The organism is Burkholderia sp. IMCC1007, from assembly GCF_027257875.1.
In the GTDB taxonomy this organism is placed as follows: Bacteria; Pseudomonadota; Gammaproteobacteria; order Burkholderiales; family Burkholderiaceae; genus Burkholderia.
Window position 1 is genome coordinate 88,188 of the sequence record NZ_JAPVQY010000001.1, and the last position, 20,175, is coordinate 108,362.

Consider the following 20,175-nt stretch of genomic DNA (forward strand, 5'->3'; position numbering starts at 1 on the left):
CCCGCGTCGGCGCACGGCCGGTCTACAAGCGTCCGATGGTACCGATTCCGGTCGTCATCGGGAAGCGGCCTGAAGACATTGACTGTCATCGGAATTGCCGATGAGAATGCGGGCATGCTCAATCCCGTCTGGCTCAAGACGTTCGCCACCGTCACGAACTGCCGCAGCTTCACCGAAGCGGGGCGGCAGCTCGGGCTCAACCAGTCGAGCGTCAGCGAACACATCCGCCGCCTCGAAGAGAGCGTCGGGCGGCGGCTGTTCGTGCGCGACACCCATTCGATCGCGATGACGGCCGACGGCGAGGCGCTGCTCGTGCATGCGAACGTGATCCTGCAGGCGCTGAACCGTGCCGAATCGCAGTTCCGCAAGCCGCGGCTGCAAGGGCGCGTGCGGCTCGGCGCGTCGGACGATCTCGCGCTGGTCGCGCTGCCCGACGTGCTCGCGGCGTTCCGCGCCGCGCATCCGGATGTCGCGCTGGAGATCACCACCGGCATGACGAGCCGGCTCTACGAACTGATGGATGCGGGCGCGCTCGACCTGATGATCGGCAAGCGGCGGCTCGGCGAGCGGCGCGGCACGCCGCTGTTGCGCGCGCGGCTCGAATGGGTCGCGCGGCCGGGCACGGTGGTCGACCTGGAGCGGCCGCTGCCGCTCGTGCTGGTGGCCGAGCCGAGCGTCACGCGCGCGGTGGTGCTGAACGCGCTCGCGGAGAAGGGGATCGGCTGGGAAGTCGTGTGTTCGAGCAGCAGCCAGCCGGGCTGCATCGCGGCCGCGCGGGCCGGGCTCGGGCTCACCGCGACGTCGCAGTACCTGTCGGCGCGCGGGCTGGCGCCGCCCGTCAACGGCGACGGTCTGCCCACGCTGCCCGACGTCGAATTCATCGCGCTCGCCGCGAAACGGCTCAGCCAGCCTGCCGGCACGCTGCTCGAGCTGCTGGAGACCAGCGACTTGCGGGCGCCGGGGGCGGCAAGGTAATTTTGGGCGTGCACTTCAAGGACGGCAGTGCTTCCTTCCCGCTCGTTGGCGTTCTGCATCCCGGGAACTGTAAGCAACAGGCCACTCCGCGATGAATTCATCGACGCACTCATCCCAATACATGTGATCGGCATTCCCCCTTGGAACCGGTCCTCGACGACACCTGGCTCGTGCTGCTCGCCTCCAATTGCATAATGGACGCCATATTTCGGAGCCGCTGAATTGTTCCACCGCTTTGCTGACCAGCAACAGGAGACCCCGATGATCAAAGTCAGTGTCATGTACCCGTACGCCGCAGGCGCGCGATTCGATCATGCTTACTACCGCGAGCGGCATATGCCCATGGTGAAACAGCGGCTCGGCGCTGCGTGTCTGTACTACACGGTGGACAAGGGCATCGCAGGCGGTGCTCCCGGCACTGATCCTGTCTACGTGGCCAAGTGCGACTTCGTCTGCACGTCCGTCGAAGCCTTCCAGGCTGCCAGCGACCCGCACGCGCAGGAGATCATGGCCGACATAGCCAATTACACGGATATCCAACCCGTGCTGCAAATCAGCGAGGTGGTCGTAGAGCGGTCTGAGGGGTGATCAAGGTTCGGATATCGCCCAGCACCGCATCCGCGTTTGGCCTGGGCGAGGCGAAATGAGCCCGTTGGCTCAGAGGGCGATACGGACTACACCATCGCGAGCTTCTTCACACGATTGCCGTTAGCCGGATGTGCGCAGTTCCCGAGCTCGATGGTCATCTGGATCGTCCGCACCGCGATCAGGTCGACTACCTGGTCGACGGCCATCTTCAGCGCCTGCACGGCGATGACTGCGATGACCACGGCCCGGCGGAACCCGCCCGAGCAGTAGCGGCCCGGCGCCCGCGCGGGATCCGGCCGGTGTCCCGCGGGCCCGGCCGCACAACCCGCGTCGTCACCGCGCGCGCGTCACGCGGCGCGTTTCTGCGAAATCACGAGCAGCGCGCCGTTCTTGTCCTCCAGCACCGCGCGGTATTCGTGCGGCCCCGCCTGCACCGGCACGCGCACCGACGCACCGGCCTTCACGACCCGCGCCATCGCCGCATAGAGATCGTCGTCTTCGTCCACGCGCAGCGTGAGCGCCGCGCGCTCGACGATCTGTTCGTCGCCGGCCACGAGCGCGATCGTCAGCGGGCCGCCGTCGAGCGCGCAATAGCGGTCGCCGTCGCGGAACTTCACGCTCAGCCCCAGTCCGTCGACGAACAGCGGCAAGGCCGTGTCGATGTCGTCGACCGGATACAGCAGCATCGATACCTTCATTTCCTCTCTCCCTTGTCGTGATGTGTGCGGCTCGTACTGCACCGTCGTTCGATGCTAGCGCGCGGTGCCGGCCGCGACGCAGTCTGTTCGGATGACGGTGAAAGCCCTCTGTCCCCGCACGCGTGCCGATACTCCGAACAGACGATGCCTCCGTGCGCCCGCGCGCCGACACTCCCATCCGTGGACCGTCGCTATTCGTCCGTATCGTGCGGGCGGCTGCACGACCCCGACTCGTCCAACATACATGGAGACGCACGCAATGAAGTTTTCCCTCATCTACGAAGCCCAGACCACCGACGCATCGCGCGAGGGCGATCACCGGGTGTTCAAGGAGACGGTCGAACAGGCGCTGCTGGCCGAGCAGGTCGGCTTCGACACGATCTGGTGCGTGGAGCACACGTCGCTGACCAACTATGCGCACATGAGCGCGCCGGAAACCTTCCTTGCGTACCTGGCCGGCCGCACGACGCGCATCGGGCTCGGTCACGGCGTCGTGTGCCTGCCGCCGGCGATGAACCATCCGATCAAGGTGGCCGAGCGTGTCGCGCTGCTCGACATCCTGTCGGGCGGCCGCGTGCATTTCGGCGTCGGCAAGGGCGGCAGCCAGCAGGAAGCGGGCGCGTTCGGCTACGACCTCAACGAACTGCAGCCGATGATCGACGAGTCGATGTACCTCGTGCCGAAGATGTTCGTGCAGGACGAGATCGAGCACGACGGCAAATACATCAAGATTCCGAAGCGTCCGATCCACCCGAAGCCGATGCAGGATCCGCATCCGCCGATGTACCTCGCGTGCACGAACACCGATGCGCTGCTGCGCGCCGGCCAGCGCGGGATGGGTGCGCTGGTGCTCGGCTTCGGCGGCCCCGATGAAGTCGCGAAGAAGAACGCGGTGTATCGCGAAGCGTGGGCGAACCGCAAGCCGGAAGACCAGGTCGGCTTCCGCCCGACCCAGCACCTCGCCGCGCTGTGCCCGACGGTCGTGATGGCCGACGGCCAGAAGGCCCGCAAGATCGGCATCCGCGGCCAGCGCTATTTCATGGAGTCGCTCGCGTACTGGTACACGGGCGGCGAGCGTCCGGACCCGGCGAAGTGGGGCGACGACCTCGTGCAGGCCGACACCGGCGAGATGGTGATCCGGTCGCGCTTCGCGTCCGAGGAAGTCGTCGTGAACTTCGCCGATCCGGCGCTCGCGATGATGAACCCGAACCACGCGTACGGCACGGTCGACGACTGTATCGGCTACGTCGGCCGCCTGCAGGAAGCGGGCGTCGACGAAGTGCTGTTCCTGTGCCAGATGGGTACGGTACCGCACGACGCGCAGATGGAAACCATCCGCAATATCGGCGAACACGTGATCCCGTTCTTCAACAAGGAGCAGGAGCGCGCGTGCGCGTAATGCGGGCCGGATCGCGCTCGTCGTCCCTTCGGACGATGCGGCGCGGCCGCGCGCGGCCGACCATCGGCAGCAGCAATCCATGCTCGCGGCGCCCGCCGCTGCGAATCACTTAGACAGAGACCGGGGTGAGCGCCGCCGCGCGCGCTCCGCATATCAGGAGACATTCGTGCATCGCGACAACGATTCGAACGCACTGGCCGCCACGCTGATCGCCCGGGCCGAGGCGCTTGCGCCGACGCTCGCCGGCCGCGCCGCGCAAGCCGAAGCCCGGGGACGCATCCCGGCCGAGACGATCGCCGACATGCAGGCCGCCGGCTTCTTCAAGGTGCTGCAGCCGAAGCGCTACGGCGGCCACGAGCTCGATCCGCAGACCTTCTTCGACATCCAGATGGCGCTCGCGCGCGGCTGCATGTCGACTGCATGGGTGTACGGCGTCGTCGGCGTGCACAACTGGCAGCTCGCGCTGTTCGACGAGCGCGCGCAGCAGGACGTGTGGGGCAAGGATCCGGCGACGCTGATCGCGTCGACCTACATGCCGGTCGGCCGCGTGACGCCGGTCGAAGGCGGCTTCCGGCTGTCCGGCCACTGGAAATTCTCGAGCGGCAGCGAACTGTGCGAATGGGTGTTCCTCGGCGCGCTGGTGCCGCCGGCCGAAGCCGGCCAGCCGCCGGAATACCGCACGTTCCTGCTGCCGAAGTCCGACTACCGGATCCAGCAGGACTGGGACGTGCTCGGGCTGCGCGCGACCGGCAGCCACGACATCGTCGTCGACGACGTGTTCGTGCCCGCCTACCGCACGCACAAGGCGATCGACGGGATGATGGGCACGAGCCCCGGCCTCGCCGTGAACGACGCGCCGCTGTTCAAGCTGCCGTTCGCGCAGATCTTCGTGCGGGCGGTGTGCACGTCGTGCATCGGCGCGCTGCAGGGCGCGCTCGACGATTTCACCGGCTATGCGGCCACGCGCGTGTCGGCCAACAGCGGCGCGAAGACGACCGACGATCCGGGCGCGCAGAACGCCTGCGCGAACGCGGCCGTCGCGATCGACGAGATGAAGGTGCTGCTCAAGCGCAATTTCGCGGAACTGATGGCGTCGGTGACGGGCGGCCCGGCCGTGTCGATCGAGCGCCGCGTGCATTTCCGCTATCAGTCCGCGCAAGTCGCCGAGCGCTGCGCGCAGGCCGCGAACGCGCTGCTGCGCTATGCGGGCGGCAACGGCATCTATCACCGCAATCCGCTGGTGCGCCGTTTCCTCGACCTGCATGCGGCCCGTGCGCACTACGCGAACAACGTGGACCGTTTCGGCCAGAATCTCGGCGCCGTGATGCTCGGCCGCGAGAACACGGACTATTTCATCTGACGAGGCGGCGATGAACGACACGCAAGCGCAGCAATACGTGTCCGACGTCGTGGTCGTCGGCTCCGGCGCGGGCGCGCTGCTCGCGGCCTGCCGCGCGGCCGACCGCGGGCTGTCCGTCGTCGTGATCGAGAAGACGGCGCTGTACGGCGGCACGTCGGCGGTCTCGGGCGGCGGCATCTGGATACCGTGCAACCACCATATCGCCGAACTCGGTGCGACCGATACGCGCGAAGCCGCGCGCCGCTATCTCGACGCGTGCACGGCCGGCGCATCGTCGCCCGAGCGGCTCGATGCGTATCTCGACCAGGCGCCCGAGATGCTGCGCTACCTCGAAGCGAAGACGCCGGTGCGCTACCAGGCGTTGCCGAAGTACGCGGATTATTTCCAGAAGCTGCCGGGGGCGATGCCCGGCTATCGCGCGCTCGATCCGCTGCCGTTCGACGGCGCGCTGCTCGGCGACGAGTTTGACCGGCTGCGGCCGCCGTCGCCCGGCACGCTGATCGGCGGGCGCGTCGCGGTGACGTCGAAGGAGGCGCATACGCTGTTCTCGCGCGGGCCGGGCTTCATGAAGCTCGCGATCGCGCAGTTCGGCCGCTACTGGCTCGATGTCGGCGTGCGCCGCCGCACGCGGCGCGACCGGCGCCTGACGCTCGGCAACGCGCTGATCGGCGGGCTGCGCCGCGCGCTGCTCGAACGCAACGTGCCGGTGTGGCTCGACACGCCGATGCGCGACCTGCTCGACGTCGACGGCCGCGTGACGGGCGTGCGCGCACAGCGCTTCGGCCAGCCGGTGACGATCGCGGCGCGGCGCGGCGTGATCCTCGGCGCGGGCGGCTTCGAGCGCAACCAGCCGATGCGCGAACGCTATCTGCCGCACCCGACGCAGATGCAGTGGAGCGCGACGCCGCCGGCCAACACCGGCGACGCGATCGCCGAAGGCCACCGGCTCGGCGGCGCGCTCGCGCTGATGGAGCACGTGTGGGGCGCGCCGACGGTCGGGGTCGCCGGCGAGGAGAAGCAGCGCGCGCTGTTCGTCGAACGCAACCTGCCGGGCTGCGTGATCGTCAACGGCCTCGGCAAGCGCTTCGTCAACGAAGCCGCACCGTATTCGGAATTCGTGCCGGCGATGTATCGCGACCATGCGCGCACCGGCGCATGCGTGCCGGCGTGGATGGTGTTCGACGCGCGCTTTCGCCGCAAGTATCCGTGCGGGCCGATCATGCCGGCATCGATGATGCCCGACGCGCGCATTCCGCACGCGTTCCGCGACGTGCTCGTGAAGGCCGACACGATCGACGCGCTCGCCGCGCGGATCGGCGTCGATGCGGCGGGTCTGCACGACACGCTGCGCGACATGGCGCGCTATGCGGCCACCGGCGTCGACGAAGCGTTCGGCAAGGGCGACAACCTGTTCGACACGTACTACGGCGATCCACAGAACCAGCCGAACCCGTGCCTCGGGCCGGTGGACGAAGCGCCGTTCTACGCGGTGCGGATCGACGCGGGCGACATCGGCACGAAAGGCGGGCTCGTCACCGACGCGCATGCGCGCGTGCTGCGCGCCGACGGTGCGCCGATCGACGGCCTCTACGCGATCGGCAACACCAGCGCATCGGTGATGGGCGCGAGCTATCCCGGCGCGGGCTCGACGCTCGGTCCGGCGATGACCTTCGGATTCATCGCCGCCGACCATCTGGCCGCGCAAGCGGCCGACGCCGGCGGCCGGGCACCCTGGCCGTCCCCGACTGAACTTGACGGAGTCCAATCATGAGCGAACTCAATACCCATCCACTGCGCACCGACATGCTGCTCGCGATGCGCCGCCTCGCGCGCTCCGTCACGGTCATCAGCAGCGCGCACGCCGGCCGGCGTTACTCGATGTCCGCGACCGCCGTCGATTCGCTGTCGACCGATCCGCCGTCGCTGCTGATCTGCATCAATCGCAATGCGTCGCTGTATCCGCCGCTCGACGCGGGTGCGCCGTTCTGCGTGAACGTGCTGTCGGCGCGTCATGAAGGCATCGCGATCGATTGCAGCGGCCGCCTGAAGGGTGAAGCGCGTTTCACGACCGGCGACTGGCACACGTCGCCGCTCGGCGTTCCGTATCTGCACGATTCGCAGGCGAGCCTCGTGTGCGAGCAGGACGGCCGCTTCGAATACGGCACGCATACGGTGTTCATCGGCCGGATCCGCGAGGTGCTGATGAGCGGGGACGTCGATCCGCTCGTCTATCTCGACGGCGCATACACGACGCCCGGCGCGCCCGCGAACCGCGTGGCCGCGTGACGGCGGCGCGTGTGTTTTACCGCATCGGAAAGAGACCACCCATGACATGCACCATGAACCGCAGCATCGGCAAGGTTGTGTACACAACGATCATGCATGCGCTCATGCAACTGATCGGCGGCGCGGTAGCGCAGGTGCTGAACGCATTCGCGTGCATCGCGCCGGCGCGCGCGTCGAGCCCGGCGCGGGCCGCCGCACGCGAAGCGGGCCGGCACGATGCCGGCTTGGCATGAGGAACCGGCGATGAGTACTGCCTCGAACGATTCCCGTTTCCACCGGCTGACCGTTGCCGACGTGATTGCCGAAAGCGACGACGCGTGCTCGTTCGTGTTCGACGTGCCTGCCGCGTTGCGCGACGCGTTCGCGTACCGGCCCGGGCAGTTCCTGACGCTGAACGTGCCGTGCGCGGATGCGACCGTTGCACGCTGTTACTCGCTGTCGAGCGCGCCCGGCATCGATGCCGCGCCGAAGATCACCGTCAAGCGCGTGCGCGACGGCCGCGCGTCGAACTGGCTGTGCGACCGCATCCGTGCGGGCGATGCGCTCGACGTCATGCCGCCGGCCGGCGTCTTCACGCCGCGCACGCTCGACGGCGACCTGCTGCTGTTCGCGGGCGGCAGCGGCATCACGCCGGTGCTGTCCATCGTGAAATCGGCGCTCGTGCACGGACGCGGGATGCTGACGCTGATCTATGCGAACCGCGACGAGCGCTCGGTGATTTTCCGCGACGAGCTGCAGCAGCTCGCGCACCGTCATCCGGGTCGACTGCGCGTGATCCACTGGCTCGACAGCGTGCAGGGCGTGCCGCAGCAGCGGCACCTCGAGGAGCTCGCGCGGCCGTTCAGCCAGCAGGAGACGTTCATCTGCGGGCCCGCGCTGTTCATGGAGAGCGCGCTTGCCGCGATGCTCGGCCTCGGGCTGCCGCGGGCGCGCGTGCATGTCGAGCGCTTCGCGTCGCTGCCCGATACGCCGGCCGACGGCGATACGGCGGCGTCGGCCGCGACGGCGGCCGAGACCGGCGACGGCGCGGCGATCGAGACGGTGCTCGACGGCGACGCGTTCACGTTCGACAGCGCGCCCGGCGAAACGCTGCTCGACGCGATGCTGCGCGCCGGTGTGCCCGCGCCGAATTCCTGCCGGATGGGGCAATGCGGCGCGTGCATGTGCCGGATCGAGCGCGGCGAGGTGGCGCTCGACAGCAACCATGTGCTCGACGACGACGAAATCGCCGCGGGCTGGACGCTTGCCTGCTGCGCACGGCCCGCGAGCGACGTGCTGCGCGTGGTGTTCCCCGATTGAGCCGCGGCGCGCCGACGGCGTGCCCGGCAACCCTGTTGCGATTCCAATGACGATGGACAACGAAATCCTGACGACGCCCGCGCTGATCGCACGGGCCGCCGAGCGCCACGGCGCGCATCCGGCGATCGAGTCGGCGCACGGCCGGCTCACCTATGCGGAGCTCGACGCCGCCCGCGTCGAAGCCGCGCGTGCGCTGCTCGCGAGCGGCATCGATGTCGGCGACCGGGTCGCCGTGTGGGCGCCGAATCTGCCGCAATGGATCGTCGCGGCGCTGGCGATCCATACCGTCGGCGCGATCCTCGTGCCGGTCAATACGCGGATGAAGGGAATGGAAGTCGGCGGCATCCTGCACGACGGCGGCGCGCGGCTGCTGTTCTGCTGCGGCACGTTCCTCGGCGAATCGTATCCGGCGATGCTCGCGCCGCACCGGCCCGCGACGCTCGAGCGCGTCGTCGTGTTCGACGGCGAGCCGCCGTCCGGCGCGCACGACGAGACCTGGAACGCCTTTCTCGCGCGCGGCGCGGCGGTATCGATCGCCGCGGTGCGCGAGCGCGAAGCGCAGGTGACGCCCGACACCGTGATGGACCTGATGTTCACGTCCGGCACGACCGGCCGCCCGAAAGGCGTGATGACCGCGCACGGGCAGAACCTGCGCGCCGCGCAGGCGTGGGCGAAGATCGCCGGCGTGCGTCAGGACGACCGCTACCTGATCGTCAATCCGTTCTTCCATACGTTCGGCTACAAGGCGGGCTGGCTCGCCGCGCTGTCGAGCGGCGCGACCGTGCTGCCGCATCTGGTATTCGAGCCGGCCGACGTGCTGCGGCGCGTGGCCGATGAGCGCGTGTCCGTGCTGCCCGGGCCGCCGACGCTGTACTACGCGCTGCTCGATGCGCCCGATCGCGCGACACGCGACCTGTCGTCGCTGCGCATTGCGGTGACGGGCGCGGCCGCGATCGCGCCGAGCCTGATCGAGCGGATGCGCGCGGAACTCGGCTTCGAGACGGTGCTGACCGGCTACGGGCTCACCGAATCGTGCGGCTTCGCGACGCTGTGCCGTCGAGGCGACGATGCGGAAACCGTCGCCTATACGTCGGGCCGGCCGATGCCGGACGTCGAGCTGCGCATCGCGGGGCCCGGCGGCGTGGCGCTCGGGCCGGACGAGACGGGCGAGATCTGGGTGCGCGGCTACAACGTGATGCGCGGCTACTTCGACCAGCCCGACGCGACGCGCGAAACCGTCGACGCGGACGGCTGGCTGCACACCGGCGACCTCGGCTGCGTGGACGCGAACGGCAACCTGAAGATCACCGACCGGATCAAGGACATGTTCATCGTCGGCGGCTTCAACTGCTATCCGGCCGAGATCGAGCGGCTGCTCGCCGCGCATCCGGCGATCGCGCAGGTCGCGCTGGTCGGCGTGCCCGACACGCGCCTCGGCGAGGTCGGCCATGCGTACGTCGTGCTGCGTCCCGGTGCGCATGCCGACGCGGACCAACTGAACGACTGGGCACGCCGCAACATGGCGAACTACAAGGTGCCGCGGCACTTCACGTTCGTCGAACAACTGCCGACCAGCGCGGCCGGGAAGGTGCTGAAATACCGGCTGCGTGCGGCCACCGAAGCGGCGGCCTGAACGGCGCTGCCACACATCAACGGGATCAACGCATGAACGACAACGGATTTCCGCAGGGCGCGGTGCTCGTGTTCGGCGGTAGCGGCGGGATCGGGCAGGGCGTCGCGCTCGAGTTCGCGCGCGCCGGCGTGCCGGTCGCGCTCGGCTATCGCAGCAAGGCCGACGTGGCTGAGCGCGTCGCGCGCGACATTCGCGGCGAAGGCGTTGCGGTCAGCCTGCATCGCGCGGACGTGACGGACCCCGCGCAGGTCGACGCGGCGCTCGCCGCGGCAATCGAAGTGCACCGCCGCGTGCATACGATCGTGTGGGCCGCCGGCCCGTTCGTGAACCAGCGCCATATCGGCGACATGACGCACGACGACTGGCGCCGCGCGATCGAGGTCGAGACGGTCGGCTTCTTCAACGCGGCGAAGGCGGCGCTGCCGCATCTGCGCGCGTCGGGCGGCGGGTCGTTCGTGACGCTCGGTTCGGCCGGCCATCTGCGCTGGCCCGATCGCGACGGGCTGTCGGTCGCGCCGAAAGCCGCGAACGAGGCGCTCGTGAAAGGGCTCGCGCGCGAGGAGGGCCGCTACGAGATTCGCGCGAATTCGATCCTCGTCGGCGTGATCGAGGCCGGGATGTTTCCGGTGCTGATGGCGCAGGGGCAGTTCGACCAGGCGTGGATCGACGACACGCAGAAGATGCTCGCGCTCAAGCGCTGGGGGAAGGCGCACGACATCGGGCGCGCGGCGGTGTTTCTCGCGTCGGACCGCGCGAATTATGTGACCGGGCAGCAGCTGAATGTGTCCGGCGGGTACGGGTTATAGCCTGCCGCTTGGCGCTTGGATCGGCGCTTGGATCTGCGGTTGACATCGTGACCGCTTCGTCGAGGACATCCATGCGCTCGGACGAACGCCGAGCGCGCGGCTCGTCGACCGTCGAGGCGTCGAACCCGACGCCGCCGTCGCGCGGCAGCTCGCGTTGCCGATCGCGCACGGCAGTCCCGTCTTCCTGATCGAACGGACATCGCATACGCACGCGCACCGGCCGGTCGACTTCGAGCAGCGCTACTACCTTGGCGACCTCATCCGTTTCGTCACGCGGCTGAGCCGCCGCGCGCGCGAGCGCTCGGATCCCTCCGGTGTGCGTTGCGATCCGATGGCTTGCCCTCCGTATTCCCCCTGATTCGCGCAAAGCGATCATACGTCCGGCTCGCGCGCGGCCGCGCCCGACGTCGCGTCGATGAAACGTTTCGGCGACTGTATGCGATCTCGCTCGCCCGCATTCCGCCGCGACGCAGACATCTCGACGACCTCCCACGCTTGCCTGACGTGCTTGCGGCGTTCGCTGCGGGATGTCCCCGATCACGCGTGCTGCGACGAAACGCCGAGAAAACGATGCACGCCTGAAACATTTCCTCCAACCCGATTACGCATAACAACAGATGTTTGATGCGAAGCCCCGCTCCGCACGGGTCTGCGCCGCATGGCACACGCATTGCGATGACGTCGGTGCCGCTCGTACCGCGACGGGTCGGAAAAACGCATCGCGGGAGCGGCACGCAACGACATCGAAACATCGGGGATCGGATCGGGCCGCGGGTTGACGCCCGTCGCGTCGGACGCGTGATGCGTCGTATCGGCGACACGAAGGGCAGTGTGCGTTCGATCCGTCAAACAGCAAGCTTGCTTGCGGGGTGTCGTGCCGGGGAACGCGTCACGCGTGGCGGCGGAGACCGCACGCGGCGGGGCGGCGCGTCCCCGGCGCGAGTCGGGGAGACGCTCATGAAAATGACAGTGAACCAATGGGCAGCGCTGGCGGTATTGTTCGCGGCCAGCGCACACGCGCAGGAGATCTACCTGCAGGGCGGCACGCAAGGGGTTGGGGTCGGCGCGGCCGTGAGCTTCAATTCGATCCTGGGTGCACACGCGGATTTCAATGCGATCAACCTGTCGCATGACTTCTCGGTCGCCGGCAATCGCTATCAGGACGACATCAAGCTGCGGCAAGGCGGGCTGTACGCGGATATCTTCCCGTGGCGCGGCAGCGGCTTTCGCGCGACGCTCGGCTTGCGCTTCAACGACGACGAAATCACCGGCGTATCGGTGCCGACCAACGGCACGTACGTGTTCGCCGGCAAGACGTATCCGGCACTCCCCGGCATGTTCGCGGTCGCGAAGGCGCGCTATCCGGACGTGATGCCGTACTTCGGGATCGGCTACGGGCACCGGCCGGCATCGAAGGGGCTCGGGTTCGTCGCCGACCTGGGCGTCGCATACGGCATCCCGCGATGTTCGTACACGCTGTCGCCGGCGCTCGCCGCCGCGGCCGGTCCACAGAAGAGCCAGATCCTCGCGGCCAGCGGTCTCGACGAGCTGAATCGCATGATGTCGCGCTACCGCTGGTATCCGGTGCTGCAGATCGGGATCTCGTACCGGTTCTGAGCCGCGTGTGTCACGCGAGTTGTCACAGCGTAGCCGTGCGACGCTCAGGTGCAGGTTCGGCCGTCGGACGTGCTGCGCGCGTGGGGCTGCGCTTCGCGATGAACGGATGCTCGATGTAGCGGTAGGTCAGCAGCGAGCAGAAGACGGCGATCAGCGCGCATGCCAGCGCAAGCGCCCAGATGCTCGCGTCGTTGGCGGAATCGATCGGGAATACGAACTTGTTGAACGCATGAACGATCAGATAGACGATCACCATGTGGATCATGTAGATACTGAAGCTGGCGGTGCCGAGCAGCGCGAGCGGGCGGGTCCTGAGCACGCCGTAGAACGTGTTCCCGCACGCGACGCACAGGAACACCGGCAGCAGCGGCAGTGCGCCTTCGATCGAATAGCGTTCGGCCGGGTACGGCGAGACGGCGAGGATCAGCAGCGCGACGGTGGCCGCCGATTTCGTGCCGAGCAGCGCGCGGATCGCGCGGTGCCGCGCGACCTCGTAGGCCACCGCGCCGAGTGCGAACAGCAGTGCCATGCTGCCCGGCTTGCCGAACAGCGCGGCGCAGGCCGTGACGACGGCGAGCGCGAGCAGCTTGCGCCACGCGCGCGTGGCGACGAACCAGGCCAGAAACGGAACGGCGACGTAGAAGCGCCATTCGTACGCGAGCGTCCACCAGATGCCGCTCACATGGCTGGTTTGCTCCGCGCCGTTGATCGGGAACGTGCCGAACCAGCCGAGCGAAACGGCTTTGAGCAGGTCGGCCAGCAACTGCATGGGCGCGCCGACGACGTTGCCGGGAAACCAGTACAACGTGCATGCGACGATGATGGCCGCGTAGAACAGGTAGAGCGGCGCGAGTCGGCGCACGCGACCGACGAAGAAGGTGCGTACATCGAGCGTGCCCGTGCATGCACGTTCCCAGAACAGGAAGCCGGTGACCATGAAGAACATCGCGACGGGGATCGTCCCGAGATTGGACAGGAAGCCGGGGACGGCACCCCAGGTGCCGGTCGACAGCAAATCCTGGTTGCACGCGAAGTGATGGAACACGACGGAGGTGGCCAGGATGCCGCGCAACCCGTCCAGGTTGTGGTAGCGCATCGACAGCGACTTGTCGACGGCCGACCGGTAGAACGGCACCTGGCGCGCGACGAGCCACGCGATGATCGCGACGGCCGCGACGCATGCCGGGAAGTAGAGTTTGTCGGGTGTCGGGGAGAACAGGCTGTGCAGAGAAGGGGTAATCGGGTCCACAGAAGGGCGTCTCGTGTCTTGGATCGCTTGGATCGGGATGTCAGGCACGGATGGTCCGCGTCGATGCAAGGTCTCTGCGCGCGTCGCGCGGCGTTGATCGCCGGTCTTGTGTTCCGATGGTATCAAACGGTCGCGACCGCTGCGGACCGATGTGCAACATGATGTTTCAGCGCGAAAGGCAACACCTATACTTCATCGGAACAAAATACGGGGTGGCGGATGGAGACGATGCGTGGATCGGGGGGCGAGCGTGCAGTCGACGCGCGACGCGTCGGCACGTATGCGGCCGTGGCGCTGGCGCTGCAGATCATTGCCGTCGTCGTCTGGATCATCCGCTACTACCGGTTGCACGATCGGTCCGCGCCGATGGTCGGGTCGGACTTCGCGATTTTCTGGGCCGCGGCGCGCGTCGCGCTCGAACACGGCGCGACGGCGATCTTCTCGCCGCAATGGCTTCAGCCGATCGAGGCGGCACTGCGGCCCTCCGGCGAGTTCGCACCGTGGCCGTATCCGCCGACCTTCCTGCTCGTCGTGATGCCGTTCGGTCTTCTCTCCTTCGGTCGCGCGATCGTGGTGTTCGGCTTGCTGACGATAGGCTGCTACGCGGCGGTCGTCGCGCGGCTGGCGCGGCCGCTCGATGCGCAGCGGCAGTTGGCCATCGCCGCTTTCCCTGGCCTGATCGGCGCCGTCCTCACGATGCAGAATGCGTTCCTGACCGTCGCAGCAGCCGGCGCGGCGCTGCTGCTGCTCCGCTCGCGGCCGATCGTCGCGGGTGCGTGCATTGCGCTGCTGATGATGAAGCCGCAATACGGCGTGCTGTTCCCGCTTGCGCTGATGTGCGGGCGGCACTGGAAAGCGCTGGTCTCGGCGGGCATGTTCAGCGTCGCGTTCGTCGCGGCTTCCGTGGCTGCATTCGGGACGGATGCGTGGACGGCATTCATCGCGTTCCTGCCGATCTTCAATCGCGGTGTCGTCGAGTACGGCGTGACGTTCTGGCGCGGCATGCCGTCGTTGTTCGCGATGGTGCGGGCCGCCGGCGCGCCGCTTCCCCTCGCGTACGGCGTGCATGCGAGCGTTGCCGTGATGACCGTCGCAGCCGTCGCGTACGTGTGGATGCGCGCCGCGCGCTACGAACTGCGCGCGGCGGCGCTCGCCGCGGCGACGTTGCTCGTGCAGCCGTACTACATGTACTACGACCTGTTGTGGCTGGTGTTGCCGGTCATCTTCCTGCTGCTCGACTGCCGCAACGTGCGGCCGGACCGCATCGACATCGCCGTCATCGCGCTCGCGTGGATCGCGCCGGCGCAGGCGTTCGTCTCGGTGATCACCGGCACGATGTGGCCGGTTGCATCCGTGGTCCTGATCGCGGTGCTGGCGGTGATCGTGCGAAGGGCCGCGGGTTCGACGCGCGCCGGCGTCGGGCACGCGGCGGCAAGCCGTTGATTTCCCGGGGCCGGTCGAGAGCGGGCCTCGATGGTCCGGGCCGCGCGACGATCGGGGCCGCTTCGCTTCGCTCCGCGCCGGACGTTGCGCGTGCCTCGGCGGCCCGTCAGTAAAAATGACTGGCCATTCGGCCGTCTTTCTTGCCGCGTCGATCGCGCTTACCTTGTGTCACAGCAGTTCGACGCGTCGGCCGGTGGCGGAGGGCGGGTAGATTCATACCGTCCGCTGCCGCCGGCCAACGCCGACCACCGTCTTCCTTCCGGTCGCGACGATGATAGCAATGCTTGCAATTCACCGTCGACGCGCTATCATTGATAGCAATCTGGATGGAGGAACCCATGGCAAATCTTCTGGTGCGTAACGTGGATGACAGTATCGTTCAGAGCCTGCGCGAGCAGGCTGCGGCCAACGGCAGGAGCGCCGAGGCCGAACATCGGGCCATTCTGGCCGATGCGCTCGGCCGGCCGAAGCGACGGACATTCGCGCAGGTGCTGATGAGCATGCCGGACGTCGGCGAAGACGCGGATTTCCAACGTGTTCAGGATTCCGGCGAGGTCAGGTGTGTTTTTGATTGAAACATTCGATCGGCCTGAAACCCTTGTCGCACAAGGGCGTGTTCAGAATCTGTTCAGAATTCGTTAAGAACTCACCTTCACGCGAATAGGCTCAATTCCTCGCGCATCTGCGTAGGTTTGGGCGGACGTGTCCGACATGTGGCCGAGCAGCGCCTTCGTGTCGACGTTCCCCTGCTTGTCATACAGCCGCTTCGAAAGGCTCCGGATTTCGTGGAACGACGGTGCGTTCTCATCCGGGATACCAGCCTTCTTGCGAGCGCGCGCGAACGCTGCCGAAATGACGCCGAGGCCGACCGCTGCGCCCGGCACTGTCCCGTTTTTCGTCCCCGTGTAGTGGATCAGATACTGGCTGATAACGCCGGTCTTCTTGCAGCGCGCTATCACGTCGGCGAGCGTCAACTCGATCGCATCGAGCCGTAGCGACGTCGGGATCTCGACGACAACCCCGGTTTTCTGTCGCGTCACGCGCGCGTAACCGTGCTTGATCCACGATCGCTCCCATCGAGCGCAGGTGGATCGGTCCTGTCCCGACACGAGGGCGAGCAGCATCGTGTTCTCCAGCCAGCTCGTCACCCTCGGCGCCTGCTCCAGGATTTTCCGGAACGACTCCAGCGTCAGCCGGCTGCGCTTCGTCTTGAACTTCACGCCTTCGGTAAGGGCCGCGGGGTTAGTGTTCATCCACCCGAGCGACACGCCGCGCCGGCATATCGCCGTTGCGCGCGCGCGCACGACCTTCGCCATCGCGGTCTTACCCTCTGCGAGGATTGCTTCAATGATGTCCGCGAAGTGCTTCGTCGTCAGGTCAGCGCACTTGACCTTGCCGATCTTCGCTTCGAGCCTACCATCTGCTAGTTTCCGACTCTGGGCGGTGTTGTACTTCTCGGAGACCGGCATCTTCTTGAGCAGCTCGCTGAACGTCGGCGAATCGCTCTCGACTCTCTCAGCAAGCGTCTTGGCTGACTTTCCGGTTGCGACGAGCATGTTCGCTTCGGTCGCCTCGTAGATCGCCTGTGCGAGGGGCATGCGGCCGAGAATGTGTGTTTTCTTCGTACGCGGGTCGTACCAGGTGAAGTAGCCCGGGCGCGGCTCGTGGAGGTGCGCGGGCCAGTTCGCACGAGTGCGAACGCGAGGGCGTGCTGCCATCATGCAATCCTGTGGGCGAGACGAGGGCGGGCGCTATCTTGATACACGGCGTTCTGCTCGACGTAGTACGCGTTCCCGACCTTGATCGGGGGTGGATAGATCTTGCCATCCTTGATCCATCGTGAGGCCGTGCGCATCGCGGGCGCCGGGCTGAATTCCCGGGTGAGCCAATCGCTCAGGCGGATTTTCATATTCATCCCCATTGAGAACGAGAAAGTTTTCGGAAGAGAGGTTCAGGCGACGCGCCTGAATTCGACGACCCAGACCCACGGGTTTGCTTCCCACAGTCCAGGGCCTTTCAGATTCCAGTTTTCGCCGCCATGCAGCCGATTGATCAGGTTCGCGAAAGCGTATTTGGCAGAACCCATGCACCGCGTATGGCTCGTCGCGTCGCCCATGTGCCAACCGTTTCGCTGCGTGCCGCGCACGACAGGATGGAAGGTGCGGCCGCCGTCGAGGCTGAGTGATCCCGTCGGCGGCTCGATGCCGAAGTCCGTGTAGACGGCGCCTTCTGCGATGGCGTCCGCTTCGCTGATGCTCTGCAGACGCTCGACGCGCACGCCGGTGATCTCGAGCGTGATGCGCGAGGCGGCGCGCGGCGTGTGGATGCTCGGGGTCCAACGAACGGGTTGGCTGTCGCCGACGTGATGCCATTGCACATTCGGCATCGGGCCATCTGCCGAGTAGACGAAGCGGCTATTCCAGTCGGGTTTGGCCGGTGACCCCATCGTGCCGATCGGCCCCGTTGGTCGCCCTGCAGGAATGTCGACCTCGAATACTTGCACATGCGACTCGCGCACCCACAGGCGGTCGCCGGGCTCGCCGAATGGCGACTTGCAGCCCCATTCGCCGTCATCGCTGGATGCACCGAATATCTCGGCGCCCGGTGCTTCCTCGCCGCGCCGGTCGACGATCGTGGGGTGGTAGCGCGACACGGTGATCGGCGCGACGTCGTCGGGCGGCTGGCGCTTCATCACGCGGCGCGTCTGCGTCTTCCTGCCTTCGAGGATGGTGCGCACCATCGGGCCGCTGAAGAGGATCGGGCGTTCTTTCACGAGCGGCTCCATTCGATGAGATGGGCGTCGAGGATGGCGGGATCTGATAATCTTCTGAGCCAAATTGGCCGATCGGCGATGCTACGATTGCCTCGAGACACAAAACCAAGGAGACCCAGATGTCCGACGAACTCTTCGCAAGCGGATACATTTTCAAGATCGACGTGAACGGTGATGAACGCACGTTTCACGCCGACGTCGTTTGCAGGCAAGACGGCCGTCCCACCAGCATTCACTTCAATGGATGGAGCGCTGCCGGCAAGCGCGATCGGATCACGTTTGGTATCAATCTCCCTCCCGAACTCTGGCGCCCAGCGAAGGAAGGCGGTTTGGAGACCGTTTGTCGAAAGGCGATTAGCCAAGCATCGCGCAACGGTTGGTTTGACGTGGAAGGCCATCACGATTACGACAACTTCGACGAGTACGCCGAAAACTGGACTGGCGATCTGAAGCGCGCCTGATATGCGGGTGGCGCGCGTTATGATGCGTCTCCCATGACCGGCTATGCTGCTTCGCGAGCCGCCCGACGGGCCGAAACAAACTGTTTGAGCCAATCGATCGCGTCGTCGGGCGAACCGAGCGCGCCGGTAACCTTTCGGCGTTTGTTCATCGCACCGCACTGCTCGAAGGTGATCGGCACTGCGCCGGCGGCAATCGCGGCGGCGCGCTTGCTGATCGCGATGTCGAAATGCTCGTCGCGCGTGCCGGGGTGCTGGATCCACTTCGGGTTGACGTTGATCGCTCGGACCATGGCGAGCAGCTCGTAAGAGGTGTCTGCGATGAGGTGGGACATCTTGTAGACGCGCCCGCTTGCCGTTTTGAATTCGCCGATCGGGTGGCGATACATGTCGTCGACGTAGACGGTCATGATTTCTTCTCTCCAAACGCTTCGCGCGCCGCGTCGGCTCGGCGCAGTATTGGGGGAACGTGAGCGTTGACCGAAGCGAAAAGCTCGCGCAGGCCGGCTTCGTGCGGCTGCATGTACGCTTTACCGAGTTTCGTGTAGAAGACTTCGAGGAATGAGTGAATGCCATAGCCGGTGAGTGCTTCGAGCGCGCGGAGCTCGTTTTCGCTGAAGTCCATCCGCGCACGCACTTCGACCGTGGCTCGCGGTGCAATATTCGCCATCACGCACCTCCTGCGGGAGCGGCGCGGTCGAGGCGCTCGATCTCGGCGAGAATGAGTGCTCTGGCCTTCACGAGATCGCGTCGCGGCGTGGTCGGCTTGAACCAATCCGGCGACCACGGCCACGTGTCGGGGCAACTGGGGTGATAGCCGACCGCGCTCTCGGCGTAGACGATCGCCGCGAGTGCCATTTCGCAATCGTTGTGCTGGTCGTCGTGCGCGGGCGTCAAGCCTTCGCGCTCGATCTGGCGGCGCCGCTCGACGAGCACGTCGCGCGCAGCGGCCGTCACCTCGGCGCGCGGCTCCGACCGGGCCGGATGGATAGTGAGAAAGGCGCGGGCAAAGAACTCGCGGGCATGTTTCGGGAAACCCTTCTCGTTGTACGTGCGCGCGATGAGGCGCAGTTCTTCCCACTGCTCGTCCGTCAGCCCCTCGCGAGCGTCTGCCTGCGCAGGAGGCTGCGGGGCGGCGGCGAGTGCAGCCTCATAGATCACGTCCGGGCTGTTTCCGCCAGTGCGCTGCATGTATTCGGTGGCGGCTTTAGCCATTGCCATGCGCATTGATTGCGTCAGCGATGGCGGCATCAGCCTCCATCCGGCCGGGATCGCCTCCCGCTCGTCCGCCGGCGCGGGTGCGGCCTGAAGCTCGAGCAGTGCGCGAAGGGCTGCGCCGGCCGACGGGACGAAGCCGGTCCAGTAGCGATCGTGGCCGTCCGTCGCGATGTTCATCGCGCGGGCCATCGCCTCGATGCGAAGTTCGTCGTCGATCGGCGCTGCTGCGGGCTGCTCGACAGGGGGCGCGGCGAGGAGGTCGCGCGCAGTTCGGCGGAACGCTTCCTTCATGCCGTGCTTCTTCGCGGCGAAGAACAGTTCGTCGATCTGGCCGTCCGTCAGCGCATCAGCGCAGCTCTTATCGGTGGTCATG

Annotated in this window: 24 protein-coding genes; 15 read left to right on the forward strand and 9 right to left on the reverse strand. The window is 66.9% G+C overall.

The annotated features are described in order from the left end of the window. Nucleotides 1-114 precede the first annotated feature (114 nt). Nucleotides 115-975, forward strand: a complete 861-nt coding sequence (locus O1Q03_RS00385) for a LysR family transcriptional regulator (RefSeq protein WP_269501025.1) — start codon at nt 115-117, stop codon at nt 973-975. A 261-nt stretch (nt 976-1,236) separates the two neighbouring features. Then, the gene (locus O1Q03_RS00390; protein WP_269501026.1) at nt 1,237-1,563 is read left to right on the forward strand and encodes an EthD family reductase; all 327 of its coding nucleotides are present in this window, start codon (nt 1,237-1,239) and stop codon (nt 1,561-1,563) included. 86 nt (nt 1,564-1,649) lie between these two features. Here the strand turns inward: O1Q03_RS00390 and O1Q03_RS00395 are convergent, their stop codons facing one another. Further along, nucleotides 1,650-1,805, reverse strand: coding sequence for a hypothetical protein (locus tag O1Q03_RS00395; RefSeq protein WP_269501027.1), 156 nt, complete (start codon nt 1,803-1,805; stop codon nt 1,650-1,652). A 105-nt stretch (nt 1,806-1,910) separates the two neighbouring features. Then, a complete protein-coding gene (locus O1Q03_RS00400) occupies nt 1,911-2,261 on the reverse strand; it encodes a VOC family protein (protein ID WP_047849869.1) in 351 nt (116 codons plus the stop codon). Between the two features lie 259 nt (nt 2,262-2,520). Here O1Q03_RS00400 and O1Q03_RS00405 point away from each other — a divergent pair, with 259 nt between their 5' ends. From O1Q03_RS00405 to O1Q03_RS00450, 10 genes are all read left to right on the forward strand, one after another. Then, nucleotides 2,521-3,660 (forward strand): LLM class flavin-dependent oxidoreductase, encoded by a 1,140-nt coding sequence (locus O1Q03_RS00405; RefSeq protein WP_269501028.1) that lies wholly within the window; start codon nt 2,521-2,523, stop codon nt 3,658-3,660. 166 nt (nt 3,661-3,826) lie between these two features. Then, nucleotides 3,827-5,020 (forward strand): acyl-CoA dehydrogenase family protein, encoded by a 1,194-nt coding sequence (locus tag O1Q03_RS00410; protein ID WP_269501029.1) that lies wholly within the window; start codon nt 3,827-3,829, stop codon nt 5,018-5,020. Between the two features lie 10 nt (nt 5,021-5,030). After that, complete coding sequence (locus O1Q03_RS00415) at nt 5,031-6,791, forward strand: FAD-dependent oxidoreductase (RefSeq protein ID WP_269501030.1); 1,761 nt, start codon at nt 5,031-5,033, stop codon at nt 6,789-6,791. Beyond that, the gene (locus tag O1Q03_RS00420; RefSeq protein ID WP_269501031.1) at nt 6,788-7,306 is read left to right on the forward strand and encodes a flavin reductase family protein; all 519 of its coding nucleotides are present in this window, start codon (nt 6,788-6,790) and stop codon (nt 7,304-7,306) included. The genes O1Q03_RS00415 and O1Q03_RS00420 overlap by 4 nt, the downstream gene beginning before the upstream one ends. A gap of 53 nt (nt 7,307-7,359) precedes the next feature. Then, nucleotides 7,360-7,539 carry a hypothetical protein gene (locus O1Q03_RS00425; protein ID WP_269501032.1) on the forward strand — a complete coding sequence of 60 codons (180 nt, stop codon included), beginning with the start codon at nt 7,360-7,362 and terminating at the stop codon, nt 7,537-7,539. A 10-nt stretch (nt 7,540-7,549) separates the two neighbouring features. Further along, nucleotides 7,550-8,605 (forward strand): ferredoxin--NADP reductase, encoded by a 1,056-nt coding sequence (locus tag O1Q03_RS00430; protein WP_269501033.1) that lies wholly within the window; start codon nt 7,550-7,552, stop codon nt 8,603-8,605. 46 nt (nt 8,606-8,651) lie between these two features. Further along, the gene (locus O1Q03_RS00435; RefSeq protein WP_269501034.1) at nt 8,652-10,238 is read left to right on the forward strand and encodes a FadD3 family acyl-CoA ligase; all 1,587 of its coding nucleotides are present in this window, start codon (nt 8,652-8,654) and stop codon (nt 10,236-10,238) included. 32 nt (nt 10,239-10,270) lie between these two features. Next, on the forward strand, nt 10,271-11,044 hold the full coding sequence (locus O1Q03_RS00440; protein WP_269501035.1) for an SDR family NAD(P)-dependent oxidoreductase: 774 nt from the start codon (nt 10,271-10,273) through the stop codon (nt 11,042-11,044). Nucleotides 11,045-11,198: 154 nt separating this feature from the next. Continuing rightward, the gene (locus O1Q03_RS00445) at nt 11,199-11,402 is read left to right on the forward strand and encodes a hypothetical protein (protein WP_269501036.1); all 204 of its coding nucleotides are present in this window, start codon (nt 11,199-11,201) and stop codon (nt 11,400-11,402) included. Nucleotides 11,403-12,001: 599 nt separating this feature from the next. Continuing rightward, nucleotides 12,002-12,661 (forward strand): hypothetical protein, encoded by a 660-nt coding sequence (locus tag O1Q03_RS00450; RefSeq protein WP_269501037.1) that lies wholly within the window; start codon nt 12,002-12,004, stop codon nt 12,659-12,661. A 22-nt stretch (nt 12,662-12,683) separates the two neighbouring features. Here O1Q03_RS00450 and O1Q03_RS00455 read toward each other — a convergent pair whose 3' ends face one another. Further along, nucleotides 12,684-13,910, reverse strand: a complete 1,227-nt coding sequence (locus tag O1Q03_RS00455) for an acyltransferase family protein (protein WP_269501038.1) — start codon at nt 13,908-13,910, stop codon at nt 12,684-12,686. 228 nt (nt 13,911-14,138) lie between these two features. Between O1Q03_RS00455 and O1Q03_RS00460 the strand changes: the two genes are divergently transcribed. Together O1Q03_RS00460 and O1Q03_RS00465 are read left to right on the forward strand one after the other, a co-directional pair. Beyond that, entirely contained in the window at nt 14,139-15,353 is a 1,215-nt protein-coding gene (locus tag O1Q03_RS00460; RefSeq protein WP_269501039.1) for a glycosyltransferase family 87 protein, read from the forward strand. A gap of 338 nt (nt 15,354-15,691) precedes the next feature. Next, nucleotides 15,692-15,928 (forward strand): FitA-like ribbon-helix-helix domain-containing protein, encoded by a 237-nt coding sequence (locus tag O1Q03_RS00465; RefSeq protein WP_269501041.1) that lies wholly within the window; start codon nt 15,692-15,694, stop codon nt 15,926-15,928. A gap of 63 nt (nt 15,929-15,991) precedes the next feature. Here the strand turns inward: O1Q03_RS00465 and O1Q03_RS00470 are convergent, their stop codons facing one another. From O1Q03_RS00470 to O1Q03_RS00480, 3 genes are read right to left on the reverse strand one after another with little or no spacing between them, the layout of a single operon-like run. After that, on the reverse strand, nt 15,992-17,071 hold the full coding sequence (locus tag O1Q03_RS00470) for a phage integrase Arm DNA-binding domain-containing protein (protein WP_269501042.1): 1,080 nt from the start codon (nt 17,069-17,071) through the stop codon (nt 15,992-15,994). Then, nucleotides 17,071-17,262, reverse strand: coding sequence for an excisionase (locus O1Q03_RS00475; RefSeq protein WP_269501043.1), 192 nt, complete (start codon nt 17,260-17,262; stop codon nt 17,071-17,073). Before O1Q03_RS00475 ends, O1Q03_RS00470 begins: the two co-directional genes overlap by 1 nt. Nucleotides 17,263-17,304: 42 nt before the next feature. Next, nucleotides 17,305-18,126, reverse strand: coding sequence for a hypothetical protein (locus O1Q03_RS00480; protein ID WP_442865727.1), 822 nt, complete (start codon nt 18,124-18,126; stop codon nt 17,305-17,307). Between the two features lie 119 nt (nt 18,127-18,245). Here O1Q03_RS00480 and O1Q03_RS00485 point away from each other — a divergent pair, with 119 nt between their 5' ends. Continuing rightward, nucleotides 18,246-18,587 (forward strand): hypothetical protein, encoded by a 342-nt coding sequence (locus O1Q03_RS00485; RefSeq protein WP_269501045.1) that lies wholly within the window; start codon nt 18,246-18,248, stop codon nt 18,585-18,587. A gap of 41 nt (nt 18,588-18,628) precedes the next feature. Here the strand turns inward: O1Q03_RS00485 and O1Q03_RS00490 are convergent, their stop codons facing one another. From O1Q03_RS00490 to O1Q03_RS00500, 3 genes are read right to left on the reverse strand one after another with little or no spacing between them, the layout of a single operon-like run. Then, complete coding sequence (locus O1Q03_RS00490; protein WP_269501046.1) at nt 18,629-18,994, reverse strand: DUF4031 domain-containing protein; 366 nt, start codon at nt 18,992-18,994, stop codon at nt 18,629-18,631. Continuing rightward, a complete protein-coding gene (locus tag O1Q03_RS00495; RefSeq protein WP_269501047.1) occupies nt 18,991-19,254 on the reverse strand; it encodes a hypothetical protein in 264 nt (87 codons plus the stop codon). The genes O1Q03_RS00490 and O1Q03_RS00495 overlap by 4 nt, the downstream gene beginning before the upstream one ends. Then, nucleotides 19,254-20,174: a hypothetical protein gene (locus tag O1Q03_RS00500; RefSeq protein WP_269501049.1), complete on the reverse strand. Its 921-nt coding sequence runs from the start codon at nt 20,172-20,174 to the stop codon at nt 19,254-19,256. The genes O1Q03_RS00495 and O1Q03_RS00500 overlap by 1 nt, the downstream gene beginning before the upstream one ends. Nucleotide 20,175: the final 1 nt, after the last annotated feature.